The 12,683-nt window shown below is 47.4% G+C and carries 12 protein-coding genes; 8 read left to right on the forward strand and 4 right to left on the reverse strand.

The features are described from left to right. Positions 1-370: 370 nt before the first annotated feature. From L6J37_RS15780 to qatD, 4 genes are read left to right on the forward strand one after another with little or no spacing between them, the layout of a single operon-like run. Positions 371-2,134, forward strand: coding sequence for a KAP family P-loop NTPase fold protein (locus L6J37_RS15780; protein ID WP_237795813.1), 1,764 nt, complete (start codon positions 371-373; stop codon positions 2,132-2,134). 6 nt (positions 2,135-2,140) lie between these two features. After that, positions 2,141-2,998 (forward strand): hypothetical protein, encoded by an 858-nt coding sequence (locus tag L6J37_RS15785; protein WP_237795814.1) that lies wholly within the window; start codon positions 2,141-2,143, stop codon positions 2,996-2,998. Beyond that, positions 2,991-4,325 (forward strand): Qat anti-phage system QueC-like protein QatC, encoded by a 1,335-nt coding sequence (gene qatC / locus L6J37_RS15790; protein ID WP_237795815.1) that lies wholly within the window; start codon positions 2,991-2,993, stop codon positions 4,323-4,325. The genes L6J37_RS15785 and qatC overlap by 8 nt, the downstream gene beginning before the upstream one ends. Continuing rightward, complete coding sequence (gene qatD, locus L6J37_RS15795; protein WP_237795816.1) at positions 4,322-5,056, forward strand: Qat anti-phage system TatD family nuclease QatD; 735 nt, start codon at positions 4,322-4,324, stop codon at positions 5,054-5,056. Before qatC ends, qatD begins: the two co-directional genes overlap by 4 nt. Before the next feature lie 627 nt (positions 5,057-5,683). Here the strand turns inward: qatD and L6J37_RS15800 are convergent. Both L6J37_RS15800 and L6J37_RS15805 read right to left on the reverse strand, forming a co-directional pair. Then, positions 5,684-6,133: a DUF3850 domain-containing protein gene (locus tag L6J37_RS15800; protein ID WP_237795817.1), complete on the reverse strand. Its 450-nt coding sequence runs from the start codon at positions 6,131-6,133 to the stop codon at positions 5,684-5,686. Then, complete coding sequence (locus L6J37_RS15805) at positions 6,130-6,348, reverse strand: hypothetical protein (RefSeq protein WP_237795818.1); 219 nt, start codon at positions 6,346-6,348, stop codon at positions 6,130-6,132. Before L6J37_RS15805 ends, L6J37_RS15800 begins: the two co-directional genes overlap by 4 nt. A gap of 167 nt (positions 6,349-6,515) precedes the next feature. On the opposite strand from L6J37_RS15805, the gene L6J37_RS15810 reads away from it, so the two are divergent. The 4 genes from L6J37_RS15810 to L6J37_RS15825 all read left to right on the forward strand — a co-directional run bounded on the left by L6J37_RS15810 (position 6,516) and on the right by L6J37_RS15825 (position 10,534). Then, entirely contained in the window at positions 6,516-7,193 is a 678-nt protein-coding gene (locus L6J37_RS15810; RefSeq protein WP_237795820.1) for a helix-turn-helix domain-containing protein, read from the forward strand. A 333-nt stretch (positions 7,194-7,526) separates the two neighbouring features. Beyond that, on the forward strand, positions 7,527-8,321 hold the full coding sequence (locus tag L6J37_RS15815) for a nicotianamine synthase family protein (protein ID WP_237795821.1): 795 nt from the start codon (positions 7,527-7,529) through the stop codon (positions 8,319-8,321). Next, positions 8,311-9,645 carry an opine metallophore biosynthesis dehydrogenase gene (locus L6J37_RS15820; protein ID WP_237795822.1) on the forward strand — a complete coding sequence of 445 codons (1,335 nt, stop codon included), beginning with the start codon at positions 8,311-8,313 and terminating at the stop codon, positions 9,643-9,645. Before L6J37_RS15815 ends, L6J37_RS15820 begins: the two co-directional genes overlap by 11 nt. Further along, positions 9,638-10,534, forward strand: coding sequence for a DMT family transporter (locus L6J37_RS15825; RefSeq protein WP_192014378.1), 897 nt, complete (start codon positions 9,638-9,640; stop codon positions 10,532-10,534). The genes L6J37_RS15820 and L6J37_RS15825 overlap by 8 nt, the downstream gene beginning before the upstream one ends. A 76-nt stretch (positions 10,535-10,610) precedes the next feature. On the opposite strand, the gene L6J37_RS15830 is transcribed toward L6J37_RS15825, so the two are convergent. Together L6J37_RS15830 and L6J37_RS15835 are read right to left on the reverse strand one after the other, a co-directional pair. Then, positions 10,611-11,054 (reverse strand): GFA family protein, encoded by a 444-nt coding sequence (locus tag L6J37_RS15830; protein WP_192014380.1) that lies wholly within the window; start codon positions 11,052-11,054, stop codon positions 10,611-10,613. A gap of 41 nt (positions 11,055-11,095) precedes the next feature. Next, positions 11,096-12,673, reverse strand: a complete 1,578-nt coding sequence (locus L6J37_RS15835; protein ID WP_192014382.1) for an ATP-binding cassette domain-containing protein — start codon at positions 12,671-12,673, stop codon at positions 11,096-11,098. Positions 12,674-12,683: the final 10 nt, after the last annotated feature.

Below are 12,683 nucleotides of genomic sequence, written 5' to 3' on the forward strand. Positions count from 1 at the left end.
AAGAGTACCCAGAAATGCCTTTGGGTTCTTTGGTGTAGTCCGGGCCGGTTGTAGGCGCTCCCAGCGCCGACAACCTAAAAATTCGTCCTGAATTTTTCCCTGATTTGGGGCTAGGGTTGGGTTTGCAGAACGTTATTGCCCCAAAGTCATTTAGAATCTTTGACCTGCCCATATTTTCGCCTGCACTTTTTCCTTACTTTTGCTAATGAGATCACCTCTTTATGCTAAAGCTACATTTACAGAACAATATGCACAAATGGTAATATTCTCAAAGAATGATATAAAAGCGGCGTTGTGAGAGAACAGTGCTGAGCGCCACAAAAGTACTTAAGTCTCTGAGTAAACAAATTTATGTAAAAGTGGAGTTTAAATGTGGTCTGATAAAGAGTCCTCACTAGACTTTTTAAATTTTAGTGAGACAGCCGAATCGATTAAGGATCTAATCACCGAAAAGGAGCTGATGCCTATATCTGTTGGCGTTTTCGGTGACTGGGGCGCAGGAAAATCAACAATCTTAGAGCTGACCAAAAAGTCAATATCTGAAGAGGAGCAAGACTACATTCAAGTCCATTTCGATGCTTGGATGTATCAAGGCTATGACGATGCTAAAGCTGCGCTATTAGAGACAATTGCATCGACCTTGTTAAAGCAAGCGAAAGGCAACGCCAGCTTGAGCAAAAAGGCTAAAGAATTTGCAGGACGTGTTGACGTCATTAGATCTTTAGGACTGTTGATGGATGGTGGTGCCGCTTTAGTTGGCGTCCCGACCATGGGCGGTTTTCAGAAGTTGATGGGATTATTTAGTGGGGGTGAGGATGGCGAACTAGATTTTGGTGATGCCAAGGATGCTGTAGATGGCGCGAAGCAGATAGCTAAAGATAGCAAAGGAATTCTAAAGTCTAAAAAGGCCTTATCACCCCCCAAAGAAATTAAAGAGTTCCGCAAAGCCTACTCAGACTTGCTGAGTGAGTTTGATAAACCACTCATAGTTTATGTCGATAACTTGGATCGTTGCTCGCCATTTAATGCCATTTCGACGCTGGAAGCAATACGGCTATTTTTGTTTTTACCAAATACAGCATTCGTGATTGCGGCAGACGAAGATATGATCCGCTTAGCTGTGCCGGAATATCACAAGGGAGCTTCACAGCGCCATCAAACCGACTACTTGGATAAATTAATTCAAATCCCTGTACACGTTCCAAGACCTGGTAATCTAGAAATCAGAGCTTACCTGATGATGTTGACAGCTCAAGATCATGGCATTACGAGTGACCAGCTTGAGGGGCTTAGGGAAAGCCTAGAGCAGTCTCTTCAGCTATCTTGGAAGCAGCCACCCATATCAGTTGATGAGCTATTGGACGTTGACAAAGTTCAAGATGTTCAGAGTAAGGACGAACTCAGAAGTAAGTTCATTGTGGCCGAACAACTTGCTCCATTGCTCGCAGAGTCCTCCAATATAAATGGGAACCCTCGAATTGTTAAACGCCTCTTAAATCAGGTGAAAATGAGAAGAAAAACGGCGCTCCGTCGTGGTATGCAGCTGGATGAGAAAACCATTACCAAATTGGTGATATTTGAGCGTTGCTTAGGTACTCAAGCAACAAACAAACTGTATGAGTTGATTGATGCAGAGAGTGGTTCCCCAAAGATTCTGGCTCAATTGGAAGATCCAAAAATTGAATTCGATGATATGGATTTGCCAGAAGAGTGGAAGCTAGACTTAGCCTTTCTTGACAAGTGGTCGAAGCTACCACCGATGTTTGCAAATATGAACCTGACCCCAGCGGCATACTTAAGTAGAGAGAGTATCCCCATGGGCCTAGTGAATGCAGTCATGTCCGGCGCTGCTCAAAAGCTTGTGAAGGATTTAATGAAACAAACCGAAAGACTAAGCCATACAAACCAAAATGCAATAGCAGCGACTCCAAGAGAAGACTATTTAGCTGTGATGGATGGACTAATTGAAAACTTCAGGACTGTGAGTGATTGGTCAAAAGCTCCCTCTGGCATATATGGCGCAAGATTACTAGCAGTTGAAGAGCCTAAATGTAAAAAGGCGCTATTAACTTACGTGAAGGGGCTGCCAAAACAAAGGTGGTTGAATGTAATTATCAAGGAATTAGAAAAGTAGGTATAGATGGGTACTTCAGCATCATCAACTGGCCCTAATAATCAGAGCCCACTCATTCCGTCATGGGCTGAACAAAGCCCGCCTGTAACAATTGAGCCAGCTCAAGGTACTGGTGGCACGGACGGGGAAAATCAAGGTGACAAGGAAACCGACAATGAAAAAGTTCAGCAGGAAATCGGCAAACCATCAGGTACTGCCAATCCTGCAAACCGTTTTGCAGGAGCTAGAAGAGAATTCGGGAATTATGCCAAGGCCGGGGGTTCAAGCTCTGATCTAAGGAGAGCACTAAAGAGTTATTCTAAAAAAGGCTCTGGTGGTGGAAAAACCACAAGCCGAAGATTGGCTAGTGGGATAACAGCTGGTACTGGTTTACTTGGAGTAATGCGTGGAGACACTGTTACAGTCAACAACCAAAGCCTTTCCTTAAGTGACTTGAAAGGCCTATCCACTGACCAAGCTATTGATAGAATTGCTTCACATTTAGCTCCTGATAATGCTGACTCAGACTCTGTGAGAATTGCCTTAGATTACGCGCTGGAAGAGGCCCTACCAGATACCGAAGATTTCGATCCAAATAGTTTTACTGAAGAAGTGATCCAACAAGCCATCGGCTGCTATTTAACTGACTTGATTTTCCAAGATGTGGTTGAAGGCATGGGCAGGGCTTGGTTCCACGTAGAGCCTGCTAGCAAGCACCATAGTATGGAAGTTGAGCTAAGGGAGCTTATCAAGGTAATAGCTCAGGAGCAGCTAGACAAGGTCACTAATGGCAACCCTAGCAATATCACCAGAAATAACATTACCAAGATTCAAGCTGATGCCATCGCAATGACAGTTGAAGAATGGGAGAGTTTCGATGACTGAATTTTACTTCAATGATAATCCAACCCAACTACCTGAATATTCAGAGTCATGCCACCCAGTACAACTCTTCCACACTCACGAATATGATGAAAAAAAACACAGCTTAGCTTCAAGAGGGCTACTGCAAACAGTAAGAGACTTGGGAGTTGCTGTTGACCCTAGGGCAATCGATTTGATCACAATTGCTTCCGCTGTTACCGCAGCAGATACTTTTGAGTTAAGAGAGAAGGCGGAGAATGCTTGGTCAAGGCAAATGCACCTTCACATTCCAGTAAGTGATCCGAGTCTGTGGGATGTAGAAAGTGCTGAGTTGAGCTCCATTTTGAACTTTCTTACTGGCGATCAATGGATGTTCACTTTTGAACAGACATCAATGGAAATGCCTAAACCTAAGAAAAGTAAGCAGGCTAAATCTAAGGCCAAAACTCTTCTAGGAAAAAATGCTGTATGTCTATTTTCTGGCGGTCTTGATAGCGCCGTGGGTGCTATTGATCTTCTTAATGGAAAATCAGACTATAAACCTCTCCTAGTAAGTCACGCCTATCGCGGAGATGGTGCAAAACAGGAAGAAATTAAGACTTTGTTGTCTTCTCCATTTGCTGAGCTCTCCTATTCAATTTCTCCTCACATCATTAAAACTGATGAAGGCAGAACAGACATAAGTATGCGAGGGAGAAGCTTTAACTTCTTGGCGATGGCCGTATTGGGCATTTCCGTACTTAGAAGTGCAAACTGTGATGCCAGTATTAAAACCATTATCGTTCCTGAGAATGGCTATATCTCAATCAATCCACCACTAACTAGAAGGCGAATAGGAAGTCACAGTACGAGAACTACACACCCCAACTTCTTGCAGAGGTTGGAAGAATTGCTGACACGCATAGGTTTTGACGTCAAATTTGTAAACCCTTATCAGTTTAAAACAAAAGGAGAGATGTTGGCTGAATGCGTTGACCAAAACGCTATTAAAAAAGCCGTACCGCTAAGCGTTTCATGCAGCCACTGGCACAGAGAACACAAACAATGTGGGCACTGCGTACCTTGTCTAATTAGAAGAGCATCTGTTCATCATGCTGGCTTTGATGATGATGCTCCATATAAAACAAAGCGACTGATAACGCTAGTTAAAGAAAAGGATACAAGAGACGACCTGCAAGCTGTTCAAACCGCCATTATCCGGTTGAAGCAAACCAATAATTACAAATCTTGGTTACGGAAATCTGGTCCCATCCCACTAGATAAGTCTGTACGTGATGCTTTGGAGTCAATGATTAAGCGTGGTTTGATGGAAGTGGAAGTGTTTATAAAGGCAAACAAGACATCATGATGGATATGCATTGCCACGTTGACCTATACCCCCAACATCAGAAGGTATTGGATGACATTGAGCGCTCAAACTATTACGTATTATCTGTAACAACAGTGCCTTCCGCCTTCGAAGGCACTGTTAATCTTACAAAAGGACTTAAGCACTGCAAAACTGCTTTGGGATTGCACCCTCAACTAGCTCATTTGAGGAAAAATGAACTACCAGTTTTCGATCGACTTATAGAGAAAACTAAATATATAGGTGAGATCGGACTAGATGGCTCAAAAGGCTGGAGAGAGCATTTTGATGACCAATTAATGGTTTTTAATCACATTTTGAAAAAGTGTGAGTCGTTCGATGATAAAGTTCTGACAATTCATAGTCTAAACGCGGTTGATGAAACTCTACTTTGTCTGAAAGAGCATCCTAATGCTGGTACGCCGATACTTCACTGGTTCTTGGGAACAAAAAAACAGTTGTTAGAAGCGGTTGAGCTAGGTTGCTATTTCTCTGTAGGACCAGCCATGCTGGCCTCAGCGCGAGGAAAACGAATTGTGTCTTGGATACCAAGGCAAAAAATGCTGTTGGAGACTGACGGACCGTTTGCGAAAGTCTTAGGGAAAGTCTTGTTCCCCTCAGATGTTGATAGAGTAATTCAGCATCTTTCTGATGAATGGAGTATATCGTGTTCAGATGTAGTTGGACAACTTACTAAAAATTTACGTCAATTGGTTGCTACTAGTGAATGACTGTAACTTTTCATCAGTTTTTAGGTTATCTACATAATTTGACAAAACTGAGGTTATTCGATTTTCCAAAGATTCGTAACGCGCTTCTGTCCAAAAACGAGTTCACAGCCCATGAGACCCGCTCCCCCAGGGAAAAATTCAGGACGCATTTTTAGGTTGTTGGCGCCGGGAGCGCCTACAACCGGCCCGGACCACACCAAAGAACAAAAAAGGGGCTTTCTGGGTACTCTTTGCACCAACAAAGAGTACCTGGCGCGCGAACTCAGATGCCAAGTGAACCACCAGACTCAAGCGCGACATACTTTCAGATTCAGACAGAACAACGAACAACCGCACTCGCTGAATAGATTACCGCCTGCGCGGTAATGACAGGCCGGTTGGATTTTCTTAGCTAAAGTGATCGACAAACCCCAGGGAAAAATTCAGGACGAATTTTTAGGTTGTCGGCGCCGGGAGCGCCTACAACCGCTCCGGCCAACGCCAAAGAACAAAAAGGGGCTTTCTGGGTACTCTTTGCACCAACAAAGAGTACCTGGCGCGCGAGCTCAGATGCCAAATGAACCCCCAGACTCAAGCGCGACATACTTTCAGATTCTGACCCTGTCGCACCTCATCCCCCAAAGAGAATCACGACTCCACCGGAAACTTCTTCAAAAAATGATTCGCCTCATCAACCCAGCAGCGGCCTGCCTGCACAGTGCGTTTCGCCTGGTTGTCTGTGCTGCCTGCTTTCTTGATGAGCTGGTAGGCCGCTTCTGTGTAATCGCAGTGCTCTTTTAAGCGATCACGCAGATAGCCAATCAGGCGAATACCCAGCAAAGGGGTGGTGTTTGCCAGCGATAATACACACCAGCCATCTTCAAGGCCGACCGTGTTGCCGTGCTCGACATGGGTAATGAGTGAGTTCATTTCCTGTCCTGTGTCCTCGCCGTTTTCGTCGAGTTCGCGCAGAATGAGCACATCGCCTACGGTATATCGCCGATGATTGAGGCACACCTGATGCGTTTTGCGTCCGGCCAGTATGTCGGTGAAATCAGCAGACTGAATGCTCAGTTCATGGAGAGTAATATTGCTCACGCCTGCCCCTCCATCTTGTTGCGGGCTGCATTGACAGGATATTGCCATTTTCGCGTTACCTGAGTTGTCAGGCTCTGATGAGGGTGCTTGTGCTCGCAAGAAGGCATACTTTGGCCTTGCGGCACAAGCAGAGTACGGAAATGAAGGTCGGTCAGACGCCGAATCTCCACTTTTGCGATGCAGGGTACATCTAACGCTATTTGATTCCTTGCCATGAGTGGTATCCTTACGCGTTGGTTTTGCGCACTTTTTGCCAATTTTGCGCTGATTTGTTGAATACGCACAGTGTTGATCCTCATTCGAATGCAGTCAATAACTTCTGTCATTTTAAGTTAACTTTTGACGATCATTTTCGAGTTTGATCACACTGACTGGACAGTACATGAGTAAAAAAATCCTTATTTTTGACTATCTGAAAACTTCGAATTTGAGAGACTTAACCCATTGTGCTTCCTTTGGTGAGATGGCCACACTATTTGATGTGCCAAAAACCACCTTCAGTACCTGGAATACGCATAATCGTACCTCTCACGAGCTGGTTGTCCGCACGCATTTGCGTACCGGCATCCCTGTTCATCAGTTAATTCTGCCGTCTGATTATCCGCTGGAAACGCTGCATCACTCATTGACGGACAGCAAACACGCCAGCCATAGCGTTATTGCGGAAACGTCAAATGAGTACAGGACAGAACGACAAACGACTAGGATTGCCACGGCATCGGACGCTATCGTCACTTTGTCCAGCTACAGCCTGAGCAATGGAAAGTTACTCAGCACGGGCACACTGCCCTACGCTAAGCGCATTTTTCAATCCTGGAACCTCAATGCCGCCTCCACCATTGAAGTGGAAACCCATGAAGGACGGTTCCTCGTTGATAAAAGCCAGAATGATGCCGTAAGCGGTGATTACCTGATTGACATGGACGGCCGCCTGTCGATTAACCCTATCCAGCGGTTACCGAACAAGCTGGCGGTGACGTTTGGTCTCACCCGTCTTGAAGTAGACGACAATGAGATCAAGGTGATCGGCCGCGTGGCTGTGAGTTTGAAAAAGCAGTGAACGCAAAACACACTGCCAGCATTCTGTGTCGCAACCTTCGGCCGACACAGAATGTTTGTTACCCAGTCAAACCTCCATCAACCCTTTGCCTGACTTTGAGTGAGGCTGATGAAGTAAGATAAGACGCGTTAAAAGATAAGACCCCACAGCCACACGCTCGGCAATCATAAGTGCTACCTGCTTACTGACACCATTCTCTGATCGCATAGCCGATCTTTGCCTGCAAAATCACTTGAAATATGCCTCTTACTGGATTAGCGTAAGTCGCAATTGTTATGTTATAACAATAATTTTAGCACCGAGCGCAACCCTGTCACCAACACGGACGAGAGAATGACAACACTCAATGAAAAGTATGCACTGCTTTCATCTCTGATTGCCTGCGAAGCACAATTATCGGCCCTGACGGAGTACAGCCTGGAAAGCTGCGACTGTTACACACTGGTTCAGGAAAAACTGGACGGTGTGTGTGATCTCATCACTCACACTGACAATCAGCGAATATGGCAACATTTTGCGCACTGCCCTGAGGTGGATCGTCAGATCAAGAAAATCCGCGAAACATCGATCAAATCTTTGTGTGCTCTGGAAAAGCATCAGTCCAGATGTGCCGTCGATCACCCGTACCAGTTTACCCATTATTTGAATGCGCTGAATGACAGTGCCCGAAAAGAAACCCAATCGGTCAATATCCACCGCGACAGCAGAGTGCTCTTTATCGGTTCCGGCGCGTTTCCGTTGTCGGCGATTACCATTGCTACGCTGACAGATGCCACGGTGAAAGGCATTGATATCGACAAAGATGCTGTCGCTCAGTCGCGACGGCTGAATACCGCGCATTTGCGTATTTCTTTCGAAAGTACGGATCTCATTACCTGCTTAGAGCTGTTTCGCCCAACACACATAGTGATTGCCTCGCTGGTCGAGCATAAATGGGAGGTGTTGTCGGTGCTGCGTCCCTATCTCACCGCAACGCAGCAAGTGTTGGTTCGATACGGTAACGGGCTGAAATCGGCATTTAACTACCCGTTCAATCCCGACATCTCGTTAGGCTGGCGTGCTCAGCCTGTGGACTGCGGCTCTATGCTGTACGACGTCATGCTGATGGAAAAAAACAATGCAATCTGAAACTGAAAACGTCCTGCTGTTCGGCAGTGGTCCGGCTGCCATGCAACTTGCTGTATTACTCAAGCAAATGCCAAGCCTTTATCTGGGTATCGCTAACCGGCCGTCTGACAACTGGCAGCGCTGGCGAGAAAGCTACATCCGGCATGGCTGTATTCTGAGCAAAGCCGCCAAACCCTCGTTATCTGCACTGTCAGGTTATGTCCAGATTAACCGCAGTTACTCTTGCCCTGATGACATTGAGCCAGTCTGGCAGACTTTGGTACTGGCGGTTCCCTCTGATGCCTATCTCAGTGTGCTGCGTTCATTGCCTGAAAAGGTGCTGATAACACTCAGGCGTGTCATTTTGTTGTCCCCATCTTTGGGATCCCAGCAAATCATCCGGCATTGGAGTGAGTCACAAGGTTTGTCACTCGATATTGTTGGTTTTTCTACTTATTTTGCCGCGACCAAATGCCAGACAGACCAAAACGGGGGCAGGATCCCGACGCATGTCATCACTAAAGCCACAAAGAAAAAGGTGTATCTGTCATCCAGCCAGAGTAACCCTCCTACTCAGAGCGCCTGGCATCGCCGCATTGAAACCATGCTTGCCAGCATAGGTGTTGACTATGCCTGGTTAAACGACAGTATCAGTACCGAAGCCCGGAACATTACTTCTTATGTACACCCTGCACTGTTTATCAATGACTTTTCTCTGGAGACGATCACTCATCCGCCAGCTATCCCCGTTTACCTGTACAAACTGTTTCCGGAAGGGCCAATTACTGGTGCAGTGATTCGGCGGCTGGTCGACTTATGGCAGGATATTTCTGTGATTGTCAGCGCGCTTGGTGGCGAAAGTATCAATCTGTTGCAGTTTCTCAATGACGATAACTACCCGGTCAGAGAGGAAAGTATCCCCAGAGAAAAAATCGACCAGTTTACTGATCTCAGTACAATAGAGCAGGAATACCTGATGTACATCCGCTACACCGCCATTCTGATCGATCCCTTCTCCACACCTGATGAAACCGGCCGCTATTTCGATTTTTCCGAGGTGCCGTTTCCTCGTGCACGTGTTGAATCCGGTCAGTGGTTTCTGCCGCGTATCCCCGCTGAAGATATTCGCCTGCTGTACCGCCTGAGAGAAATCGCCCGGCTGATTCATGTTGAGGCCCCAACCGTCAGCGAGCTGATTAATCACTTCGAAACATGGCTGAAAAACAAGCCATACATTGCTATTGAACCCGCAGCCTTAACCCGAGAAGCCCGACAAGATCTGGCCTATCTGTTATGGCACAACCCTGAGACAAACTCTGCAAAGGAACCTGAATGCTATGAATAATGGCGTATTGTTAACCATTGGCTCTGCGTTCATTTTCAGCATTATGAACGCACTGGTGAAAGCCGCCAGCGACACTATCCCGACTGCTGAAATTGTGTTTTTCCGCAGTATTATCGGCACTGTACTGATACTGCTGCTGATGAAACACAGCCGCATCAGATTCTCCTCTAAAGGTATACCGCTACTGGTATTGCGCGGTGTTTTCGGGGCGCTGTATCTGCTGGCTTTTGTGTATACGCTGGCCAATATTCCGATGGCGGACGCTGTTATTCTGGCGTATCTGTCACCTTTCTTTGTGATTGTCTTTTCGCGACTGATACTGAAAGACAAGCTTCCGCCCCGCTCAGCCTTATTGTTACTTGCTGTTTTAACAGGCGCAGGGCTGATCATTAATCCGCTGGACTATGAATCTTATAATCTTTTTGCACTCGCCGGTGTGGCCAGTGCTGCCTTCGCTGCAGGCGCTTCAATTACCATCAAACAATTAAGCCAGCGCCACCATACTTACGAGATCGTTTTTTACTTCCTGTTCGTTGCCACGCTCATTTCAGCCATTCTCATGGCCGATAACTTTGTGATGCCTCAGGGTATTGCCTGGCTGTATTTAATTGCGATCGGAGTTGTGTCTCTGCTTGGTCAGATTTTCCTGACCCAAGCCTTTAGCCACGAGAATGCAGCAGTGGTTGCCGTTACCCGGTATATCGGCATTGTCTTTAACATTCTCTGGGGCCTGATGTTCTGGCAGGAAATTCCGGACAGTCTGACCATTGCCGGAGGCGTGATTATCGTGATCGCTTCTATTTTGCTCAGCAATCGCAAGCCAGTGACGGAAAAAGCGGATATTGATGAAGTTAAGGGATCGCAACAAGAAAAAGCCACCGTCAGATAAGCCGGTGCGCACAACGAACCTCTTTGGTGGGTGATATCATCCCGAGCCGGTATAACCGGCCCGGGATGGTTGTCGCTTAAGGGGCGTATTTGGCGAAGACTTCTTCTTCGGTCAGATTTTCGGTGTTATTGCTGAAGGCATAGTAAGCCGGTTTTTTGTCGATGAAGATTTGTTGATCCATCTCCAGCTGACTTTCCTGATCAAGCAAACCTGCCGGTACCATGTACTGTCCTGTTGGCTTGAGGAAATAAAACAAATGGCTGCCACAGTGTTTACAGAACCCTCTTTCCCCCCAGTCAGAGGAAGAAAAACGACTGATGTTTTCTTCACCGGTGAAACTCACTTCAGTGCCAGCAGCTACCGATAAATACGGCCCGCCGCTCCACTTTCTGCACATGCCGCAGTGACACGCCTCTGCATGCAAAGAGCCGCTGGTTGATTTCAGCCCGACTTTGCCGCACAAACAATGGCCGCTCAGGCTATGCGGCGATGAGGTTGGCGACGATGGCGTTTGTGACATAATGTTCTCCTTATCCATAAGCCTCAGATAGCATAGCCGAATTATCTGGAAAGATCCCAGTGCTGACTCACACCACACGCATCAACAAAGTCCTGATCATGGCTGACCAGAATGAAGCTGCCCTTATGCTCACTCAGTGCCTGCGCCATCATGGATTTTCCGTCTAAATCAAGATGATTGTCCGGCTCATCCAGCAGCAATACCCCTTCCTGTTGCTGATGACTCACCACCAGCATCGCCAGCCGCATTCGTTCACCGCCGCTCAGGGTCGACATTTGCTGCCCGGCTCTTTCACGGCGAAAACCCATGCACGCTGCCAGAGTACGTAACTCAGCAGCAGTATAGGCAGAGCACAGACGTGTCAGGTTATCAATCAGGCTGGCCTGCAAATCAAATAAAGAGAAATGCTGTTCGAGATAACAAAGCGGCCCGTGCCTGTGAATCTCACCCGACTTGACTGGCATATCGCCCAGCAGCGTTTTCAGCAAAGTCGACTTACCTGTGCCATTACTGCCGCGCAGGTGAATTTTATCGCCATACCAGACGGTTCGGCTGATTGCAGGCAACTGTCCCCGGTGCAGGCCCAATTCAGTGATCGTCAGTAAACGCGCACTTCGCTTGTTCGCACTGTTGGTACTGAAGCTCAGCGGCTTGGCGGTATCCACTTTCTCCTGCAGCAACTTCAACTGTTGCCGCGCATGTTCAAGTTGCTGATGTTGCTGATGCTTTCTGGATGATGCCGCGCTTTCTGCGGCATTTTTCTGATAATCGAGCAGCAAGGTGGACTGACTGCCAGTGTGCCTGTCCCGCTTACCGGCCGCGGCTCGGCGCTGCGCTTTTTCTTCACTACGCTGATGCTGACGATTGATAGCGCTGATTTGCTGTTTTGCTTTCGACAGTCGTGTTGCCAGTAACTGGGATTCATGATGTTTCTGTTGCCGGTATTGCACAAAATCTGTGCCATAACAGGCTAACCCTGTGTGGCTGAGTTCAACAATGCGATCCGCGTTTTTCAACAAGGATTGATCATGGCTGATCAGCAATATGCCGCCCTGAAAACAGGTAATTTGCTGTGACAGCCATTCTCTTCCATGCCGATCCAAATGGTTTGATGGCTCATCAAGAATGAGCAGTTCAGCATCACTGCGAAAACAGAGCCACAATCGCAACCTCGTCAGCTCACCGCCGCTCAGGCTGGTGCAAGATTGCCCGGGATCGGACGGTAATCCCAGCTCAGCCAGCTGGCGGGACAGGGCAGCAGGCAAATCCCATTGGTCGCCTACCGCCTCGAAATCGGCCGTATCGCAACTGCCAGCGGCTATACGTTGCAACGCTTGCAGACAGCCGTCCACACCCAGTGCTTGTGCGACAGAGCTCAGCGCCGACAAGTCGCTCTGCACGGTCAGCTGAGGTAAGTATGCGATGTTTGAGTGCCTGATCACCCGGCCTTCATCTGGCTGACGAGCTCCGCTTAACAGTGCGGCCAGCACAGATTTGCCACTGCCGTTACGGCCTACCAGTGCCGTGGTTTCACGGTCTAAAGTGAGTGATACATCAGAAAACAGCGGCTCCCCGTGGGGAAGAAAAACAGTCAGAGACTGAGCTTGCAATAATGTCATAAAGACCTCC

Origin of the sequence: Photobacterium sp. WH77 (assembly GCF_022014395.1) — a bacterium.
In the GTDB taxonomy this organism is placed as follows: domain Bacteria; phylum Pseudomonadota; class Gammaproteobacteria; order Enterobacterales; family Vibrionaceae; genus Photobacterium; species Photobacterium arenosum.